The organism is Nisaea acidiphila, from assembly GCF_024662015.1.
In the GTDB taxonomy this organism is placed as follows: Bacteria; Pseudomonadota; Alphaproteobacteria; order Thalassobaculales; family Thalassobaculaceae; genus Nisaea; species Nisaea acidiphila.
In genome coordinates this window covers 1,229,616-1,249,758 of the sequence record NZ_CP102480.1, presented here as the reverse complement: position 1 = coordinate 1,249,758, position 20,143 = coordinate 1,229,616, and the positions used below count along the sequence as shown (strand labels likewise).

Here is a 20,143-nt window from a genome sequence, read left to right as displayed (position 1 = left end):
CTCGCGTGCCGCGCGCGCGGGCGCAAGGGCGGATTGGTGCGACCGTCCGTTCGCGTCAGTTCACGGCGCTTGCAACGAAACCGGCTGCTGCCTGGCGTTCCGCTTTCAGTTTCTTCCAGGCGGCAAGTTTGCTCGCCTTGCGGTCTTCGAACTCGTTCTTGAGACGCTGCGCGGTGGCCGCCGCGACTTTGAGCTGGCGGGCGGCGCGCGCTTCTCGGATCGCGGCTTCTCGTTCCAGGCGTTCCTTGCGCTCTTCGGCCGCCGCGTCGAGCTCTTGGGCTCGTTTCGCTACGCCGGCGGCGAGTTCGATGTCGTCGGTCGAGGGATCGGCCATGGTTACGGCAACTCCCTTATAGGCCTGCTGCTGGAGACGCGAGACCGCCTGGCGGTAATTTCTTCCGCGTGTCTCGTTGCCGGAATGGTAATGCTCGATTGCCTCGCGCCAGGAGCCGTGACGCTTCTTCAATTCGCTTAGAAAGCGGGCGGCGTAGGCGGCGTTCTGTTCGGGGTCGAACGCGTCCTCGAGACTGTCGAAGGCTTTGCCGTGATAGTGCAGATTGATCTGCATGCAACCGACATCGATGTTGGTCGTGCCCTCGGCGAGTAGGCGCCGAACCTCGGCCATCGCCGCGATCTTATGCGGGAAATGCTTGCCTTCGCCGCCCGACGTGACGGTCCAGGGCCAAGTGTAGCTCTCCTTCCGGTCGTCGTGCCAACGGCCGGTTTCCTTCAGCGAGATCGCAAACAGCAGGTGCCTGGGCATGCGATGTTCCCCCTCGGCATGACGCGCCGCGTTCGCGCACATCTTGTCCGAGGTCTCGCTCGCAACCGCCGGGGCGGCGAGTAATGCCAGCGGGGCGGCAATAAAGGCCAGCTTCAACAGTAAGCGCATGGTCTGACTCCCTTTTCGGGAGTAATAAAGCAAGGACCGTGCCGAATTCGTGAGGCCGGGAAGCTATTCCGCCGCGTCGCGGACGCCTCCAGCTCCGTTCGCGGCGAACTGGAGCGCCGTCTCCGTGAGCGCAGCCATCAGTGCGCGCATGTGCCGTTTCAGCGGCTCTATCCCGCCGCGCGGCTCGATCCGGCGCTCGTCCATATAGAGTGCCCGGTTGATCTCGATCTGCAGCACATGAACGCCGAGCGCCGGGCGGCCGTAATGCCGGGTCACGAAGCCGCCTGCATAGGGGCTGTTGCGCCGCACCGTGTAATGCCGGGCCCGGAAGAAATTCTCGGCTCGCTCGATGAAGCGCGGCGCCGCCGTGACGCCATGACTGTCGCCGAGTACGATATCGACCGGCCGGCGTTCGCTCCGCATGTGACGGACCGCGCTCGAGGGCATGGAATGCCCGTCGATCAGCAGACAGAACCCGAACCGTTCCATCGCTTCGGCGATCAGCCGCTGCAGGGCCCGATGATAAGGCGCATAGCAGCGCCGGATCCGGTCCTCGGCTTCTGCGACTGTCAGTTTCCGGCCGTAGACCGGTTCCGAATTGGCGACCACGCGGGCGATGGTACCGAGACCGGCCGAGATTCGGATGCTGTCGGTGACGGCACCTGGAGGCAAGGGGTCGGAATACATGTCGGGGTCGAGCTCGTAAGGCTCGCGGTTGACATCGACATAGACCCGGGGAAAGAGCGCACTCAGAAGTGGCGCGCCGGCATCTGCCGCCCCCTCGAGCACTTCTTCCATGAAGGCATCCTCGGAGGAGCGCAGATCGAGCGGGCCGAGCCGGGTCGCCTCGATCAGGTCAGACGGATAGTCGCGGCCGCTATGCGGGGACGCGATCACGAGCGGACTGTCGGGACGTGCAGGGCGCTCGATGCGGTAGATCCCCGCGATCTCGTCGGGCACCGGCGGGACCGGATCGGCGGCGACGCTGCCTGAGAAAAGAAAACCCGGCTCGATGATCGCGGCAACCCTGTCGTCCATCGGATTGTGACTTGTCAAACCGTGCTCTCCGCATCTTCTCGGCGTCCCTCAAACCTAATATGGATTCCGCTGATGGCAAGCTTCCAGCAACCACCTCCCGAGGCCGTCCGAAAAGCCGCAAAACAGGTCTTGCAAATCGAACTGACGCTGGCTATACACACGCCTCCTTCGCGCGGCGCACATCCCGATGCCGCGAGATATAGGGCGCGTAGCTCAGCGGGAGAGCACTACGTTGACATCGTAGGGGTCGCTGGTTCAATCCCAGCCGCGCCCACCATCCTTCCCCCGAACGTTCCTTTATTCCGCTTCACCAAGCTGTCACGCTTTGGCGTAATGCTGTTCGTGCAGTCTGGGAGCGGACCATGAACGACAGTGACGCGATCATTCTTGCCCCCTGGAAGGTCGGCGATGCGGCGGCGAATGAAGGCACGCTGGAGGCCGTGCGCGGGCTGATCAAGGGCGGGCGCAGGAAGCAGCTGCTCCATAATCTGAAGGCGTGGGAACCTGAGACGATCCTCGATCTGCTGGTTCACCTGCCGCTCTCTACGGCCCGTAAACTCTTCGCCTGGCTGCCGCACGATCCGTCGGACCGGGTGCTGGCCGAGCTGCGGCCGGAATTTCGCGCCGTGATCACCGAGGGCGCCTCGATCGCACGGCTTGCGGAGATCATAGACCGGATGCCGGTGGAGACCGCAGCCGAGACGGTGGCCGCCCTGCCGGACGAGGTCCAGCGGGAGGTCGCGGAACGCCTGCGGTACGGCGCTGAGATCCTGAACGCAGCGCATTACGGAGGGGACAGCGCCGGACGGATGATGAGCCGGAGGCTCGTCGCACTGCCGGCGACGACGACAGTTGCCGAGGCGGTGGCGGAGATCCAGCAGGCGGCGGAGACGGTTCAATACGGTATTTGTGCTTGATCCGGATGGGCGGCCGGTCGGCAAGTTCAAGCCGCGCCAGCTTTTGCTCTCCCCGCCGGACAGTCCGCTCTCGGAGATCATGGAGCCCGACCCCGTGGTCGTTTCGGCGGATCTCGATCAGGAGGAAGTGGCCCGGCTCTCCCACGGCCGCGATCACAAGAGTTTTCCCGTGGTCGACGCGGCCGGAAAACTGATCGGCCAGATCACCCACAAGAAGCTGGATCAAATCATGCGCGAGGAGGCGGCGGAGGATCTGCTCTTCATGAGCGGCGTCTCGGGCGATGCCAGGACGACGGACTCTGTCGCGCGGATCGTGCGCGGCCGACTGCCTTGGCTGCTGGCCGGGCTGATCGGCGCGACCTTCGCCGCGCTGGTAATCGGCTCGTTCGAGGAGTCTTTGCAGCAGGCTGCGATCCTCGCTGCCTTTATTCCGGTCGTCATGTCCGTGGCGGGAAACTCGGGCCTCCAGGCCTCGGCTGTCTCAGTGCAGGCGCTGGCGTCGGGCACGCTCTGGCCTGGCGACGTGTTCTGGCGATTTCTCCGAGAGCTTGGCGGTGCGCTGGCCAACGGCGCGGCGGTCGGAACGGTGCTCGCGGTGCTTGTCATACTTGCCGGGCCGGCCGTCGGACTTCAGGCGCCTGTCCAGCTCGCGGCTGCGGTCGCTTTCTCGCTGTTGACCGTGACCACAATAGCGGCTCTTGTCGGAGCGCTGGTGCCGATTGCGCTCGATCGCGCGGGCATAGATCCGGCGGCTGCGACCGGCGTATTTATCACCACAGGCAATGACGTGCTCGGCGTTTTCGTCTTTTTCGTCATGGCCGAGCTATTTTATTTCTGAGGATTTCCGCCGGATGCGCGCGCGGAGAGCGAACTCTCTCCATGCCCGGTTGATTTGCATAGGCAAGAGTAGGAAGCTGCTGGAAACCCTCAAGGGAAACAGCCTGCGAACTGGCACAAGAGGTGACGCGTGGCGAAACTGGCGAAAATCCTGATACTCGGTGTTTCCCTCGTGGGGCTTGCGGCCTGCGGGGACGATGCGGGACAGCAAAATGCGCAGACTCAGACGCCGCCGAGCGTGGTCGTCAAGACAGTCGAGGCGCAGGATGTGTCCACGACGATTGAGTATGTCGGAAAGACGGCGGCCTCGCAGCAGGTCGATGTCCGGGCTCGGGTCAACGGGACCTTGCTTGTCCGGCCGTTTCGCGAGGGCACCAACGTAAAGGCCGGGGAGCTTCTGTTCTCCATAGATCCGGCCGAGTTCGAGGCGAATGTCGCTCTGGCAAAGGCGGAGGTCGCCAAGGCCGAGGCCAACGTGGTCGAGACCAGGGCGAACCGCGAGCGTTACAAGGTGCTGGTCAAGCGCCAGGCCGCGAGCCAGGCCAAGCTGGACGAGGCCGAGGCGCTCTACCAGAACGCGGTGGCTCAGCGCGAGGGCGCGAAGGCGCAGCTCCAGAAAGCGGCTCTCGACCTCGACTACACCCAGATCGCTTCTCCGCTCGACGGCCGCGCCGGGCTCGCAAAGGTGGACGAGGGGAACCTGATCGGTCCGGATTCCGGCATTCTGGTCTCCGTGATCAAGCTGGACCCGGTCAACGTCCTGTTCTCGATCAGCGAACGCGAGTATCTCGGGTTCGCCACGCAGGGACGCGGGCAGGCGCAGGCCGCCTTCACGCCGAGGATCCGGCTCGCAGACGATACGATCTACCTGCATGACGGCGAGATCGATCTGATCGACAACAAGGTCGATCCGGCCACCGGCACGATCAATATCCGGCTCCGCTTTCCCAATCCGGATGAGCTCCTGTTTCCGGGGCAGTTCGTGAACGTCATTCTGGTCTCCAGCAATCCGGTGCAGAAGGTGGTCGCGCCGCAGGCCGCCGTGCAGGAAAACCAGTCGGGCGCATTCGTCCTCGTGGTCGATCAGGAGAACAAGGTGACCTCGCGGCCGATCCAGACCGGCGAGACCTTCGGGGCAAGCGTGGTCGTCGAGGAAGGGCTCGCGGCGGGCGAGCGGATCGTCGTCGAAGGGATCCAGAAAGTACGGCCCGGGGCAGCGGTCACGCCTGTCGAGTCCGGCAGCTAGGCGGGCCCCGGGATGTTCAGCGCCTTTTTCATCGACCGGCCGAAATTCGCCTTCGTCATCGCCATCGTGACGGTGATCGCCGGATTGCTCGGCCTCTATGCACTGCCGGTCGCCGAGTTCCCCGAACTGGCCCCGCCGCAGGTTCAGGTATCGGCGAAATACCCGGGTGCGAACGCGGAGGTCGTCGAACAAACGGTCGCGGCGGTGATCGAGGCCGAGGTGAACGGCGTGGAAGGCATGAGCTACATGTCGTCCAAGAGCGGGAACGACGGGTCCTATACGCTTACCGTCACTTTCGAGATCGGTTATGACGGCGATACCGCTCAGGTGAACGTGCAGAACCGGGTCGCGCAGGCGACGCCGAGGCTGCCGGAAGAGGTTGTCCGCCAGGGCGTGACGACCAAGAAGCAATCCACGAGCATGTTGCTGGTTGCCTCGGTAAACTCGCCGGGCGGGACCTACAGCGACATCTTTCTCAGCAACTACACCTCGATCAATATTCGCGACAATCTGGCCCGCGTGCGCGGCGTTGCGAGCGTGGATATCCTCGGCGAGCGGTCCTACAGCATGCGGATCTGGCTGCGTCCGGACCGGCTGACAGGTTTGGGACTTACCGCGAACGACGTCGTCGCGGCGATCCGCGAGCAGAATATCCAGGTTTCTCCCGGAGCCGTCGGCGCCCAGCCTTCGCCGGCGACGCAGCAGTTCCAGTACACGCTGCGGGCCAAGGGGCGGCTCGAGACGGAGCCTGAATTCGCCAATATCGTCCTGCGCGCAGGCACGGACGGATCGGTGGTGCGGCTGAGCGATATCGCCCGGGTCGAACTCGGGGCCGAGACCTATGACTGGTTCGGTCAGCTCGACGGTAAGCCGGCGGCGCTGCTTGCCGTCTACCAGTTGCCGGACGCGAACGCGCTCGATGTCGCCGACGCGGTGAAGGCGGAACTGGACGATCTCGCCACGCGGTTCCCGGACGATATCGTCGCCGATGTCGTCTACGACACCACTCTCTTCGTCTCCACGTCGATGAAAGAGGTGGTGATCACCCTGTTCCAGGCGCTCGTTCTGGTCGTTCTGGTCGTCTATATCTTCCTGCAGGACTGGCGCTCGACCCTGATTCCGGGCATCGCCATTCCCGTCTCGCTGATCGGGACCTTCGCGATCCTCTATGTGATGGGATTCACCATCAACACGGTGTCGCTCTTCGGCCTGATCCTTGCGATCGGCGTCGTGGTCGACGATGCCATCGTCGTCGTGGAGAACGTGCAGCGTCACATGGCCGACGGTCTTTCGCCGCGCGACGCTACCCGAAAGGCGATGATCGAGGTGAGCGGGCCGGTGGTGGCGACTACGCTCGTGCTGCTCGCGGTCTTCGTACCGGTCGCGTTCACACCCGGGCTCACGGGGCGCCTGTTCCAGCAGTTCGCCGCGACGATTTCCTTCGCCGTCTCGATCTCCTCGATCAACGCGCTGACGCTGAGTCCCGCGCTCTGCGCGAGCATCCTGAAGCCGCCGTCGGAAGCCCGTTCCGGCCCGCTCGCCTGGTTCGAGCGCGGAATTACCGGCGCCCGCACGGCCTATACGGCGGCGGTGCGGCGGCTGGTGCGTATGATCGCCTTTACCGCGATCTCGGTGACGGCCATCGGCGTGCTGACCGGCTGGATATTTGCCGGAACGCCGACCGGCTTCATTCCGGACGAGGATCGCGGCGCCTTCTTCATCGACGTTCGCCTCCCGGACGGCGCGGCCCTGCCGCGTACCCAGTCCGTTATGGAGCAGATCCAGACGATCCTCGACGACACGCCGGGGGTCGCGAATTCGATCTCCGTCGGCGGCTATTCCCTGCTGCAGGGGGCTGTCATTCCGAATGCGGCGCTTTTCATTGTCGTGCTGGAGCCGTGGGACGAACGCAAAACGCCCGACGTCACGCTTAACGGAATCATGGGGCGCGTGGCGCCGCAGCTCGGGGCAATCCCGGCCGCGACGATCATTCCCTTCACGCCGCCGCCGATCTCAGGTCTCGGCAGTACCGGCGGGTTCGAGTTCGTCTTGCAGGACACGGAGGCGCGGACGCCGCAGAGTCTCGCGTCGACCATGGGCGGGCTCATCGTCGCAGCCAATGGCGAGCAAGTCCTGGAGCGCGTTTTCAGTACCTTCCGGGCGAGCTCGCCGCAATTCGAGATCAAGCTGAACCGGGATCTGGCAAAGACCAAGGGCGTCTCGATCTCGGATCTCTTCACCGTTCTCAATGCCAATTTCGCCGCCTTCTACGTGAACGATTTCAACAAGTTCGGTCGCGTGTACCGGGTCATGGTCCAGGCCGAGTCCGACCGGCGGGCGACACCGGAGGATATCGGAAAGCTCTATGTCAGGAGCGCGAGCGGCGAGATGCTGCCGCTGCGGACGCTGGTCACAATCACGCCCGCCTTCGGCCCGGAATCGATCGAGCGCTACAACATGTTCCGCTCGGCGGTCGTGAACGGGCAGCCGGCGGCGGGCTATGCCTCGGGCCAGGCGATCCAGGCCATGCAGACGGTCGCGGATGGCACATTGCCGGACGGTTACCGCTATGAGTGGACCGGCCAGGCGCTGGAAGAGATCAAGGCGGGGCAGGCGGGCTCGCTGATTTTCGTGCTCTCCATCGTCTTCGCCTATCTCTTCCTGGTGGCGCAGTACGAGAGTTGGACCACGCCGATGTCGGTCATGGTCTCGGTCGTGTTCGCGGCCCTCGGCGCCGTGCTCGCGCTCAGGTTCTCCGGCATTCCGATCAACAGTTACGCGCAGGTCGGTCTCGTGCTGCTGGTCGGGCTCGCGGCGAAGAACGCGATCCTGATCGTTGAATTCGCGAAGGAACTCAGGGAGAAAGGAAAGAGCATCTTCGACGCGGCAGAGGAAGCCGCATCGCTGCGCTTCCGGGCGGTGCTGATGACCGCCTTCTCCTTCGTGCTCGGCGTGCTGCCGCTGGTCTTCGCTTCTGGCGCCGGCGCGGCGAGCCGGGTCTCCGTCGGGATGACTGTGTTTGGGGGCATGCTGGTGGCGACCATCGTCGGCGTCGTCATGATCCCGTCGCTTTATGCCATGTTCCAGACCTTCCGCGAAAAGGTGAAGGGAAAGCAGGCACCGGCCCCGAAAGAGGCAGCGGAAGCCGGCGATTGAGCGGAATGTCAGCTTGAGCGGATTTTAAGCGGCGCGCGGCTGAGATCGTTGCCCGCGATCGTGGCTTTCTTGAGCAGGCGGATCAGCTCCGCCGCTTCGGCATCGTCGAGACCGCCGACCATCTTTTGTTGGGCGGCCTCGACCGCGGGCGCCAGTTTTCCCAGTTCCTCGATCCCCGCGTCGGTCAGTTGCAGGCGGCGCGCCCGCCGGTCCGTCTCGCTCACTTGCCGGGTCAATAGTCCCTTGCCCACGAGGCGGTCCACCACGCCGGTGATGGTCGTCCGGTCATAGGCGATCAGTCCGGCCAGCGTCGCCTGATCGGTCCCGGGATTGAGCCGGACGGTCTCGAGCGCGGCGAACTGGACCGGGGTCAGGTCCGAGCCGATGCGTTCCAGCTCGGCGAAGAAGACCGCCACCGAGATCTGATGGAACCGGCGGATCAGGTGGCCGGGCATCTCTTTCAGATCTTTCACACGCGCTTCCTTCAATCAGCGTTCAATTGACATGTATGCTGATGATCAGTATACAAACTAATAATGAATTCGCCAACTATTCTCGCCCGAACGGATCGGTCGGACATCGCCCGCTCCGGCGGGGCAATCAAGGCGGACACGGTGAAGAGGGAACGCGATGCAATTTCACCTGAACGGTTTCCAGCCCGGCGACCCGGAGATCCACGCACCGGTTGAGAGTCGCGTCGACGCGAACGCCCAGGAGGTCGATGTCCTGATCGTCGGAAGTGGGCCGGCAGGGCTCACTCTGGCGGCGCAACTGGCGGCCTTCCCGCAGATCCGCACCCGGATCGTCGAGCAGAAACCGGGGCCCATGGAACTCGGTCAGGCGGACGGCATCGCCTGCCGCACGATGGAAATGTTCGAGGCCTTCGGCTTCGCGGAGAAGATCGCGAAGGAAGCTTACTGGGTGAACGAGACGACCTTCTGGAAACCCGATCCCGAAAGGCGCGTACACATCCATCGCAGCGGGCGGATTCAGGATACCGAGGACGGGCTCTCGGAATTTCCCCATGTCATCCTGAACCAGGCGCGGGTCCACGACCGTTATCTCGAGACGATGCGCAACGCCCCGCGCCGGCTGGAGCCTGTATACAACCGCCGCGTCGCCGAGATCCGCCGGGATGACGCTCGCGATGCGGATTACCCCGTTACGGTCGTGCTCGACTGTCTGGAGGAGGGGGGCGACGGCCGGCAGGAGATCGTGAAGGCGCGCTATGTCGTCGGGTGCGACGGTGCGCGCAGCAAGGTGCGGGAGGCGCTCGGCCGTTCGCTCCGCGGGGACTCCGCGAACCAGGCATGGGGCGTGATGGACGTGCTCGCCGTCACCGATTTTCCGGACATCCGGATGAAGGCCGCGATCCACTCGGCAAACGAAGGCAATATGCTCATCATTCCCCGGGAGGGCGGCTACCTCGTCCGGCTCTATATCGAGCTGGACAAGCTCCGGGAAGACGAGCGGGTCGCGAGCCGCAACATTACGCCGGACCATCTGGTCGCCGCCGCCAACCGGATCCTGCAGCCCTACACGATCGACGTGAAGGAGATCGCCTGGTGGTCGGTCTATGAGATCGGCCAGCGCCTGACGGACAAGTTCGACGACGTGCCGGAGGGAGAGGAGGGAACCCGCGCGCCGCGCATCTTCATCGCAGGCGATGCCTGTCATACCCATAGCCCTAAGGCAGGGCAGGGGATGAACGTCTCGATGCAGGACAGCTTCAATCTCGGCTGGAAGCTGGCCGCGGTCCTGCAGGGGCAGTGCACGTCCGGCCTGCTGCACAGCTATTCCGGCGAGCGGCGGGCAATCGCCAAGGAGCTGATCGATTTCGACCGGGAATTCGCGAAGATGTTCAGCGCCGCGCCGAAAGAGGAAGGCGACAGCGAAGGCGATGGCGTCGACCCGAAGGAATTCCAGCGCTATTTCGTCAAACAGGGCCGTTTCACGGCAGGCACCGAAACCCGCTACGGGCCGTCGCTGATTACCGGTGCGGCGGATCATGAGAACCTGGCGAACGGCTTCCCTGTCGGCATGCGCTTTCATTCGGCGCCTGTGATTCGCCTCGCCGACGCGAAGCCGATGCAGCTCGGCCATGTCGTGAAGGCGGACGGGCGCTGGCGGATATTCGCTTTCGCCGGCGCCGGCGATCCCGCATGCGAGTCTTCCGGCCTGCTGGGACTGCTGGAGTTCCTGTTCCGCTCCGAGAATTCGCCGGTCGTCAGATACACTCCGGAGGGGGAGGATATCGACTCGGTGATCGACCTCCGTGCGGTCTTCCAACAGGATTTCCGTACGATGGAGCTGTCCGAACTCCCGCCGTACCTCCTGCCGTCAAAGGGCCGCTACGGCCTGCGGGACTATGAGAAAGTGTTCTGTGCGGACCTGAAAAACGATTGCGACGTCTTCGATATGCGGGGCATCGACCGGCAGCGCGGATGCATGGTCGTGGTGCGCCCGGACCAGTATGTCGCCCAGGTTCTGCCGCTAGACGGTACCGCCGCGTTGGCGGCGCTTTTCGACGGTTTCATGCTGCGGCGCTAGCCGAGCAAAACGCCGAAGGCCCGGGAGAGACCCCGGGCCTTCGCGATGTCTTGCTCCGGGCGCGGTACTAATCGGCGGCGATCTTCTGCGCCGCTTCTTCCTCGGCTCCGTCCCGGTCTTCGCGGATATGGGAGATGAACTTGCTGGTCTCGTCCATCAGCAGGTTGCAGTTGCGCGAGAGTTCGTCCGCCGAGGCTTGAAGCTCCTCGGTGGCCGCACCGGTGCCGACCGCGTCGTCGGCGACCCCGCCGATCTCGCTGATGACGCTACGGATCTTGTCCAGCGCACTGCGTGCCGACTGGGTGACCGAACTCGTGGCCGCCGCCTGCTGTTCGACGGCGGCGGAAATCGCCGTCATGGTCTCGTTGGTCTCGGTCGCCGCATCGGTGATGATCGAGACTGCCTTGGTCGAGGATTCGATCTCAGAGAGCATGCCCGAGACCTGCTGGCGGATCTCCTCGGTCGCGTTCTGGGTTTGGGAGGCGAGGTTTTTCACTTCGCTCGCCACGACCGCGAAGCCCTTGCCGGCATCTCCGGCCCGCGCCGCCTCGATGGTGGCATTGAGGGCCAGCAGGTTGGTCTGCTCTGCGATATCGGCGATCAGCGAGACGATGTCGTTGATCTTCGCGCTGGCGGCGTTGAGGGCGTTCACCTTCTCCGCCGCATCGGCGGCTTGTTCGGCGGCCCGGTTGGTCAGTTCGGAGGTCGAGGCGACCTTGCTCGCGACCTCGGTCACGGCCTGATTGACCTCGTCTACCGAATTGGTCACGGATTCGATCTCCGCGCCGGCATCGTTCGCCGAATCCCGGACGCTGGCGGAGCGCGACGCGGTCCGGTTCGCGGTGCCGCTGACCTCGGTCGAGGTGGCGGAGAGTTCGGTCGCCGAAGCGGAGAGCGCGTCGATCACGCTTCCGACGGCAGTCTCGAAATTGTCCGCAAGTCCGAGAATGATGGCGCGTTGCTTCTGACGTGTGTCGATTCGGAATTGTTCCTGTTCTTCGCGATAACGCTCCGCGGCCCGGCTTTCCTGCTTCAGGCGGTAGAGCGCCTTGCTGAGATTGGTCATCTCCTGCGGATTCTTAAAGTCAGGAACCCAGGCATCCAGATCGCCGCCCGCCAGATCCATCTGAACCTTTGTCAGCTCCGTAATTGGCCGCGCCATGCGATTGCCGAAATAGAATCCAAGAGCGGCCACGCTCGCGCCGATTACTGCTATCTCGATCAAGATCGTCAGCAGCATCTGCCAGATCGGGGCGAAGATCTCTGCTTCGGCTTCGGTCGCGAGGAACGCATAAGTCGTTCCGAGAAATTCAAGCTGCGCGTAGTGCGCGATAAAATCGCCAGCCTCGGCCTGGATCGTCCCGATCCCCGATCCTCCGGCGAGAGCGTCCCGCACGAGGTCGTTGTCGATCTTGCGTTTCAGAATTGCGTCCGACCGGAGCGCGGTATCGTTCCGGGCAAGGAGATCGTCCCCGACAACCAAGAGTTCTCCGGTCGCTCCCAGGCCATCCTGATTGGAAAGCAACTGGTTCAGGCGGTCGACCGGCATCTGGAAAACCAGAACGCCTAAAGTCTCGCCGTCCTGGACAATCGGTGTCGAGATGAAGCTGGCCGGTGCATCGTAACTCGGTCCGTAGGGTCGGAAATCGAAAAAACTGTGGTTCGTTGAATCGTTCTTTCCGGCGGCGGCGCGGAATGCGTTGGCGAGATCGGTGTCCTTCCATTCGCCCGTGTTCATATTCGTCGCGTAGTCCAGCTCCTTGTAGACGCTGTAGACCAGATCTCCGGACATGTTGAAGATGAAGATGTCATAGTATCCGCGCCGCTGAAGGAGTTCGCGGTAGACCGGATGATATTTGCTGTGCATGGCGGAATAGCTGGAGCCGTCGCCGGCATCGTCCAGCTTCTCCTTTTGCCCTGTCGGGTTCGGGTTTTCGGTTATGTAGAGCTTCTGAAGGGTGGCAAGCTGGTTGCCGCCGAGATCCTGCCAGGATGCGGAGAAATCCTTCGCAGCCTGCGCGGTGAGCGGATTGTCGGCGTAGAGCTGCAGGTCGTCTCGGATTCCCTGCAGATAGTCCGATAGCTGCTCGCGCCGGATTTTGTCGATGGCTTCAAGGCGGTTTTCGGCTTCGTGTCGCAGCGTCCTGCTGGCTTCGTAAGCCGACAGACCGCCTACGATGAGAAGTGCCAGAACGGCCGGGATCAACGCGAGAAGAAGGATCTGACGAGCGAGAGTCATTCGGCACTCCACTAAAGCAAATCGTTACGTCGCGCAGAATGTCGTGCATTTAAGTTAAAAATTCACAAATGAACTGCATTTGTATTCTACCAGAATTAGAATCGATTTTTGCATACTAAATTAGGACGCTGCGGTCGCCGTCAATTGGCATCCAACAAAGCATCGCAGAAGCTGGAGATGAGCCGGAGATTGCGTTTTTCCTGCGGCGTCACGAGGCACACTTCGAAAACATCCCGGATTTCCAGGACGTCGAGAGCAACGAGATTGGCCGACGGGTGCTGGCCCTCTTCGAGCAGGAAGCCGACTCCGATGCCGTGCAGTACGGCTTCCTTGACCATCGGGAAGGAATGCGTGCGCACCGTCGAGGTGAGTTCGATCCCGTGTTGTTGCGCCCGGCCCATCACCAGACTCTTCGTCAGCGAACCCTCCTCCGGGAGAATCAGGGTCTCTCCCGCAAGTTCACGGAGCGATACCGTGCCCCGGCCGGCCAGCGGATGGTCGCGGTGGACGAAGGCCTTGTAGCGGGTCGTCCCGATCTTTTCGACGTCGAGCCCGTCCTCTTCCGGTGCCGCGACAATGACCGCGATATCGACCTCGCGTGCGTTCAGCAGGCGGAGCGCTTCGGCGCGGCTGCAGAGGCTGAACTCGATCTCCACTTTCGGGTATTGCCCGCCGTAGCGGGCGATGACCGGCATGATCGGCCGCGGTGCGTTCGCGATGATGCGGAGGTGGCCGGTGGCAAGCCCGCCATAATCCTGCAGCTTTTCCTCGACCTGCTGTTCCAGCGAGCGCAGCCGGTCGGAAATCTCGAACAGTTCGCGTCCCGCCCGCGTCAGTTCGAGCCCTTCGCGCTTGCGCTGGAACAGTTGAACGCCCATCGCCTTTTCCAGCTTGGCGACATGCTGGGTGATTGAGGATTGGGTGACGCCCGTATTCTTGGCCGCTTTGGAAAAGCTGCGGTCCCGCGCGGCCTGGGTGAAGGCGGCGATCTGATAGGGGCTGGGTTTGACGTCTCGATGCATCCGCGTACCGCAGGATTGTTTCAGCGTCGTCCCCCCGGGCGGCGCCGCGGATTCTATTTCACCAGAAAGTATGTTACGGGAATTTGAAATGATCGCGTGCGGCCGGACCGACCGAATACAGTGATACGGCGATGGCAAGCGGCGCGGCTGGGGGGACATACCTTTTTCTGAATCGGGGGATTTCAGACATGACCAGTTCTTCGATCGGCACGCCCGATCAGCTTCGCGACCCGGACTATACGCCGCCGCTGGCAAAGGCGATCCCGCTCGGGATCCAGCATGTGCTGGCGATGTTCGTCTCGAACGTGACGCCGGCGATCATTGTCGCCGGCGCTGCCGGTTTCGGTTTCGGCTCCAACTCGCCCGACTTTCCGGAACTGCTCTACATGATTCAGATGTCGATGGTATTCGCCGGCATCGCGACCCTCCTGCAGACGGTTTCCGCCGGACCGGTCGGTGCCAGGCTGCCGATCGTCCAAGGCACGTCCTTTGCCTTCCTGCCGATCATGATCCCGCTGGTTGCCGGCAAGGGTGTCGACGGGCTCGCGGCGCTTTTCACCGGGGTCATCGTCGGCGGTATCTTTCATGCCCTGCTCGGCACTGTCATCGGCCGCATCCGCTTTGCCTTGCCGCCGTTGGTGACCGGCCTCGTCGTCACCTTGATCGGTCTCGCCCTGGTCAAGGTTGGAATCCAGTACGCAGCCGGCGGCGTTCCGGCGATGGACAAGCCGGAATACGGCTCGCTGCTGAACTGGTCCGCGGCGGTGATCGTCATCATGGTCACGCTCGGTCTGAAGTTCTTCGCGCGTGGCATGCTCTCCGTCTCGGCCGTCCTGGTTGGGCTCATCGTCGGCTATGTCTATGCGATTGCCATCGGGATGCTGCCGCTTTCCGCCATCGGCGGGTCGTGGGAACGTGCGGCGGCTTTCGCTCTTCCGCAGCCCTTCAAGTACGGCGTCGAGTTCTCCGCCGCCGCGATCATCGGCTTCTGCCTGATGGCCTTCGTCTCCGCGGTCGAAACCGTGGGCGACGTCTCGGGCATCACAAAGGGCGGCGCCGGGCGAGAGGCGACGGATAACGAGATCCGGGGCGCGACCTTCGCCGACGGTGTCGGCTCTGCGATCGCGGGCTTTTTCGGAGCCCTGCCTAACACCTCGTTCAGCCAGAATGTCGGACTTGTGGCGATGACCGGGGTGATGAGCCGCCACGTGGTGACTTATGGCGCGATCTTCCTGATCGTTTGCGGCCTCGTGCCGAAAGTCGGGGCGATCATCCGGACGATCCCCATCGAGGTGCTGGGCGGCGGCGTGATCGTCATGTTCGGCATGGTCGTTGCGGCCGGTATCTCGATGCTGAGCGATGTGCACTGGAACCGTCGCAACATGGTGATCTTCGCCATCGCGCTCTCCATCGGACTCGGCCTGCAACTGGAGCCGAGGGCGGTGCAGTACCTGCCGGATTCATTGCGCATCCTGATGACGTCCGGTCTGCTTCCGGCAGCCTTCATCGCCATTTTCCTCAATCTCGTCTTGCCGGCGGAACTCTCGGAAGAATCGACCGACGAGGTCTCGGGCGGTCTCTCCGGGCGCGGTGACAGTACGACTCCCGGTGTATGACGCATAATCGTTTGAACTTTCTGTGAAAGACGCGGCCGGCATGCTCCGGCCGCGTTTTTCTTTGCTTATCAGGGGTTCCGGTATTGGGCGCGTCGCCGGTCCGTGTGCGGCGCAGAAAGCCGGCGGCTGCACGGTGGCTCGTTTCTGTCCGTGATATTAGCGCTGCTAATATGATGTCATTTCCACGTAAACGACGTTTGCTAATCCTGCTTTCGGATCGGACATACCGGAGCAGGCCACATGGCGCGCATCACGCTTTCGGGCATTGAGAAAAACTTCGGCACGACGCGGGTTCTGAACGGACTCGACATCGACATTGCCGACGGAGAGTTCCTGACGCTGGTCGGCCCGTCCGGCTGCGGTAAGTCGACCCTGCTCAGGATCATTGCCGGGCTGGAGAGCCAGAGCGGCGGCGACGTGACCATCGACGGCAGGCTGGTCAACCACGTCCGGCCGAGCCGGCGCGACCTCGCCATGGTGTTCCAGTCCTACGCGCTCTATCCGCACCTGACCGTGCAGCAGAACATGGAAACGCCGCTCCGCCTGCGCGACATGACGCCGTGGGAGCGGATGCCGCTGGTCGGCGCGACGCTGCCGGGACGGGGCGGGAAGCTGGAAAAGCTCCGTGGCCTCGTGCGCGAGACGGCGGAAACGTTGAAGATCGAGCATCTGCTGCAGCGCAAGCCGGGACAGCTCTCCGGTGGGCAGCGCCAGCGAGTCGCGCTCGGCAGGGCCATGGTCCGCAAGCCGGTCGCCTTTCTCATGGATGAGCCGCTCTCCAACCTCGATGCCGCGCTCCGCGTGCATATGCGCTCTGAACTCGCAGAGCTCCATCACTCGCTGAAGACCACTTTCATCTATGTCACGCATGATCAGGCAGAGGCGCTGACCATGTCCGACAGGATGGCGGTGATGATGGAGGGGGACATCCTGCAGCTCGGAGCTCCGGACGAGATCTATCGCGACCCCGCGGACCGCCGGGTCGCGGAATTCATCGGCAGTCCCCGCATCAATATGCTGGACGGCGAGGCGGATGCGGATGGCCGCGTCGTGGCGCACGGCATCCATCTGAAGCGAGAGCTTCCCGGTGGGCGGCAGAACCTCTCCGTCGGCGTGCGGCCGGAGCATCTGGACGTGCTGACCGAGGGTGGCGACGCCGAATCTTGGCCGTTCCGGGTCAGCCACAAGGAAAATCTCGGCTCCGACTACTTCCTGCATGGCCATGTGAATGGCGGCGGTCAGCGGGTGATCGCGCGGGCCGCGCCCGAGCTCGCGGCATCGCTCTCGATCGGGGCCGACATCCATGTCCGCCCGAAGCCGGGCACGGCCATGGCCTTCGCTGCCGATCATCGCCGCCTGCGCTTCCGGGAGGCTTGAGATGGCGGTCGATGTCGCAATCGCCGCGGGGACGGAGCGGCAGGCGCCGACGCGGCGCAAGCTGTTCACCGCCGAAAGCCTCGCCGGCTACGTTTTCGTGGCCCCGGCGATCGTCCTGATGCTGGTGATCCTGGTCGCCCCGGTGTTGATCGCGGCCGCGCTCTCCTTCACGGATTACAGCCTTGGCAATCCGGACTTCGAGTGGGTCGGGACCGAGAATTACGAGAAGATGTTCTCGCGTTCGACTTACAAGAAGATGCTGACCGCCTCGGCGATCTACGTGCTCGTTGTGGTGCCGGTCTCCATCGGCCTCGGGCTCGGTGCGGCGCTTCTGATCAACTCGCTGAAGCGTTTCGGCGACATTTACAAGACGATCTATTTCCTGCCGGTGATGGCGGCCCTGCTGGCCATGGCGATCGTCTGGGAATTCTCGCTGCATCCGACCATCGGGATCGTCAACAAGGTGCTCGCCTCCGGCTGCGGCGGCGTGCTGGAGGAGATCTCCGAATGGTACGCGGCGGGCTGCGCGCGCAACTTCCCGCTCTGGTTCGGCGACCGCGACTACGCCATATGGACCGTCTGTTTCATCGGCATCTGGCAGGGCTTCGGCTTCAACATGGTGCTCTATCTCGCCGGCCTGACCTCTGTGCCGCGCGAGCTCTACCATGCCGCCGCAATGGATGGCGCGGACCGCGCCTGGGACCGCTTCCGGCTCGTCACCTGGCCGATGCTGGGGCCGACCACGGTCTTCGTGGTGACGATCACCACCATCCGCTCCTTCCAGGTGTTCGATACCGTCGAGGCCATCACCCAGGGCGGTCCGTCCAAGACCACCTACGTGATGATGTATGCGATCTACGAGAAGGCGATCCAGCACAACCTGATCGGCATCGGTGCCGCGATCACCATCGTCTTCCTGGCCTTCGTCCTCCTGCTGACCTTCGCCCAGCGCTGGCTGGTCGAGAGAAGGGTGCATTACTCATGATCGGCCAGTCCTCGCCCTTCTCGGAGGCGCTGAAGCACGCTGTGCTCATTCTCGGCGCTCTCATCGTCATCCTGCCGTTTTATGTGATGGTGAGTTATTCGCTGAAATCTCCGCGCGAGATCGAGACCAATACAGGCGGCTTCTTCGGCGCCCAGGAGCAGATGGTCGACGAATACTGCGTCAAGCTCGGCAACGCGCGCGAGGACTGCCTCGCGACGCCCGTGATCCATAACTACACGCAGGCCTTCAAGAAGGCGCCGCTGCTCCGCTATCTGCTGAACGGCGTGATCGTCACCGCCTCGATCTTCCTCATCCAGGTGCTCGTCGCCTTGCCTTGCGCCTACGCACTCTCGAAGCTGAAGTTCTGGGGGCGCGAAATCGTCTTCGGCATGGTGCTGTTCTGCCTGCTGATCCCGGTCCATGCCATCGCCCTGCCGCTCTATATCATGCTGGCCAAGGCGGGCCTGACGAACAGCTACGCCGCACTCGTCGTGCCCTGGACCATCTCGGTCTTCGGCATCTTCCTGATGCGCCAGTTCTTCAAGACCGTACCGGACGACCTGATCGACGCCGCGCGCATGGACGGGATGAACGAGTTTTCGATCGTCTGGAAGGTGATGCTGCCGACGGCGATCCCGGCGCTGATGGCCTTCGCGATCTTCTCCGTCGTGGCGCACTGGAACGACTACTTCTGGCCGCGCGTGGTGATCACCGGCAACCGGGATCTCTATACGCCGCCGCTCGGGCTGCGCGAGTTCAAGGGGGACGGCGACGGCTCCTACTGGGGGCCGATGATGGCGACTGCGACCATCATCGTCACGCCGCTTATCGTCGCCTTTCTGATGGCGCAGAAGCGCTTCATCGAGGGAATCACACTCACGGGGATGAAATGACGGGAGGGTGAGGTTGGCGGCTCCCACGGCAATGGGAGCCGCCCATTCGTCCCTGCAAGGGGGACGCCGTGCGACGCGGACGGAGGCATCTGGAGGCACTCGGCCGCACGCAGCAACATTAAGGAGTTACGGCATGAAACGTCTGTTTGCAATGGCCGCCGCCGCGGCCTTCTACGCGGCGCCGGCCAGCGCCGTCGAGATCGAGGTCGGCTATCCCTACAGCCACCTGTTCGACGTCACCTACGAGAAGATCATGGAGAGCTTCAAGAAGGAGCATCCGGAGATCGAGGTGAAGTTCCGGGCGACCTACGAAAGCTACGAGGACGGCACCAACACGATCCTGCGCGAAGCGGTCTCCGGCAATCTTCCGGACGTCACGATGCAGGGCTTGAACCGTCAGGCGATCCTGGTCGAAAAGGGCATCGCGAAATCGCTCGAGCCGTTCATCGCCAAGGAAGCCGACTTCGAGAAGGACGGCTACCACCAGGCGATGTTGAGCCTCTCGACCTTCGACAAGAAGGTCTACGGCCTGCCGTTCTCGGTCTCGCTGCCGGTCGGCTATTACAATATGGATCTCGTCCGCAAGTCCGGCTCCGACAAGCTTCCGGAGACCTGGGACGAGGTGGTTGCGCTCTGCAAGACCATGCGTGCCAACGGCGTGAAGAACCCGGTCTTCTGGGGCTGGAACATCACCGGCAACTGGTTCATGCAGGCTCTGATGTGGAGCCAGGACGAGCCGATCGTCAAAGGCAACAAGGTCAATTTCGACGGCGAGGCCGGCCTGACCTCGCTTGAGACCATGAAAAAGATCTTCCGGGGCTGCGAGATGCAGAATCTCTCCTGGAAGGACGCGCTGGCTTCGTTCTCCGCGGGCGAGATCGGCATGATGTTCTGGTCCACTTCCGCGCTCGGTGCGGTCGAGCGTGCGAAGGGCGACTTCGAGCTGAAGACCAATGAGTTCCCGGGTATCGGCGAGAAGCCGAAAGGCCTGCCGGCCGGCGGCAACGCGGCCCTTCTGGTCTCCCAGTCGGACGACCCGGAGCGCCTGCAGGCGGCTTGGACCTTCCTGAAGTACATCACCTCGGGCCTCGGCGCCGCCGCGGTCGCGGAGACCACGGGCTACATGCCGCCGAACAAGGCCGCGAACGAGATCATCCTCGCGGACTTCTACAAGCGGAACCCGAACAAGGAGACCGCCGTGCGCCAGCTACCGCTGCTGCGTGACTGGCTCGCCTATCCGGGCGACAAGGGCCTCGCGGTTACCCAGGTGATCTATGACGGCATCGAGTCCATCGTTACCGGCGAGAACGACGACATGGCCGCCCTTCAGGACGATCTGGTCGCCGAAGTCGGCGACATGCTGCCGCACTAACCT

The 20,143-nt window shown here is 63.3% G+C and carries 15 protein-coding genes and 1 tRNA gene; 11 read left to right on the top strand and 5 right to left on the bottom strand.

Annotated features, from left to right (window positions below):
- Positions 1-55: 55 nt before the first annotated feature.
- Both NUH88_RS05770 and NUH88_RS05765 read right to left on the bottom strand, forming a co-directional pair.
- Positions 56-892, bottom strand: a complete 837-nt coding sequence (locus NUH88_RS05770; RefSeq protein WP_257770543.1) for a transglycosylase SLT domain-containing protein — start codon at positions 890-892, stop codon at positions 56-58.
- A gap of 63 nt (positions 893-955) precedes the next feature.
- Positions 956-1,948, bottom strand: coding sequence for an N-formylglutamate amidohydrolase (locus NUH88_RS05765; protein ID WP_257770542.1), 993 nt, complete (start codon positions 1,946-1,948; stop codon positions 956-958).
- 184 nt (positions 1,949-2,132) lie between these two features.
- Here NUH88_RS05765 and NUH88_RS05760 point away from each other — a divergent pair.
- The 5 genes from NUH88_RS05760 to NUH88_RS05740 all read left to right on the top strand — a co-directional run bounded on the left by NUH88_RS05760 (position 2,133) and on the right by NUH88_RS05740 (position 8,086).
- Positions 2,133-2,207, top strand: a tRNA-Val gene (locus NUH88_RS05760).
- An 85-nt stretch (positions 2,208-2,292) separates the two neighbouring features.
- A complete protein-coding gene (locus NUH88_RS05755) occupies positions 2,293-2,847 on the top strand; it encodes a magnesium transporter MgtE N-terminal domain-containing protein (RefSeq protein WP_257770541.1) in 555 nt (184 codons plus the stop codon).
- Positions 2,840-3,685 carry a magnesium transporter gene (locus NUH88_RS05750; RefSeq protein ID WP_257770540.1) on the top strand — a complete coding sequence of 282 codons (846 nt, stop codon included), beginning with the start codon at positions 2,840-2,842 and terminating at the stop codon, positions 3,683-3,685. Before NUH88_RS05755 ends, NUH88_RS05750 begins: the two co-directional genes overlap by 8 nt.
- 129 nt (positions 3,686-3,814) lie before the next feature.
- Positions 3,815-4,930, top strand: a complete 1,116-nt coding sequence (locus tag NUH88_RS05745) for an efflux RND transporter periplasmic adaptor subunit (RefSeq protein WP_257770539.1) — start codon at positions 3,815-3,817, stop codon at positions 4,928-4,930.
- 12 nt (positions 4,931-4,942) lie between these two features.
- On the top strand, positions 4,943-8,086 hold the full coding sequence (locus NUH88_RS05740; RefSeq protein ID WP_257770538.1) for an efflux RND transporter permease subunit: 3,144 nt from the start codon (positions 4,943-4,945) through the stop codon (positions 8,084-8,086).
- An 8-nt stretch (positions 8,087-8,094) separates the two neighbouring features.
- On the opposite strand, the gene NUH88_RS05735 is transcribed toward NUH88_RS05740, so the two are convergent.
- Positions 8,095-8,559 (bottom strand): MarR family winged helix-turn-helix transcriptional regulator, encoded by a 465-nt coding sequence (locus NUH88_RS05735; RefSeq protein WP_257770536.1) that lies wholly within the window; start codon positions 8,557-8,559, stop codon positions 8,095-8,097.
- A 157-nt stretch (positions 8,560-8,716) separates the two neighbouring features.
- On the opposite strand from NUH88_RS05735, the gene NUH88_RS05730 reads away from it, so the two are divergent.
- Complete coding sequence (locus NUH88_RS05730; protein ID WP_257770535.1) at positions 8,717-10,636, top strand: FAD-binding monooxygenase; 1,920 nt, start codon at positions 8,717-8,719, stop codon at positions 10,634-10,636.
- 67 nt (positions 10,637-10,703) lie between these two features.
- On the opposite strand, the gene NUH88_RS05725 is transcribed toward NUH88_RS05730, so the two are convergent.
- Positions 10,704-12,875: a methyl-accepting chemotaxis protein gene (locus NUH88_RS05725; RefSeq protein ID WP_257770533.1), complete on the bottom strand. Its 2,172-nt coding sequence runs from the start codon at positions 12,873-12,875 to the stop codon at positions 10,704-10,706.
- Between the two features lie 140 nt (positions 12,876-13,015).
- A complete protein-coding gene (locus NUH88_RS05720; RefSeq protein WP_257770531.1) occupies positions 13,016-13,897 on the bottom strand; it encodes a LysR substrate-binding domain-containing protein in 882 nt (293 codons plus the stop codon).
- 188 nt (positions 13,898-14,085) lie between these two features.
- Here NUH88_RS05720 and NUH88_RS05715 point away from each other — a divergent pair, with 188 nt between their 5' ends.
- The 5 genes from NUH88_RS05715 (at position 14,086) to NUH88_RS05695 (ending at position 20,140) form a co-directional block, all read left to right on the top strand.
- A complete protein-coding gene (locus NUH88_RS05715) occupies positions 14,086-15,513 on the top strand; it encodes a uracil-xanthine permease family protein (RefSeq protein ID WP_257770529.1) in 1,428 nt (475 codons plus the stop codon).
- Between the two features lie 240 nt (positions 15,514-15,753).
- Complete coding sequence (locus NUH88_RS05710; RefSeq protein ID WP_257770527.1) at positions 15,754-16,890, top strand: ABC transporter ATP-binding protein; 1,137 nt, start codon at positions 15,754-15,756, stop codon at positions 16,888-16,890.
- A gap of 1 nt (position 16,891) precedes the next feature.
- Positions 16,892-17,875 carry a carbohydrate ABC transporter permease gene (locus NUH88_RS05705; protein WP_257770525.1) on the top strand — a complete coding sequence of 328 codons (984 nt, stop codon included), beginning with the start codon at positions 16,892-16,894 and terminating at the stop codon, positions 17,873-17,875.
- A complete protein-coding gene (locus tag NUH88_RS05700) occupies positions 17,872-18,768 on the top strand; it encodes a carbohydrate ABC transporter permease (protein WP_257770523.1) in 897 nt (298 codons plus the stop codon). The genes NUH88_RS05705 and NUH88_RS05700 overlap by 4 nt, the downstream gene beginning before the upstream one ends.
- A 133-nt stretch (positions 18,769-18,901) precedes the next feature.
- Positions 18,902-20,140 carry an ABC transporter substrate-binding protein gene (locus NUH88_RS05695; protein WP_257770521.1) on the top strand — a complete coding sequence of 413 codons (1,239 nt, stop codon included), beginning with the start codon at positions 18,902-18,904 and terminating at the stop codon, positions 20,138-20,140.
- The last annotated feature ends 3 nt before the right edge of the window (positions 20,141-20,143 follow it).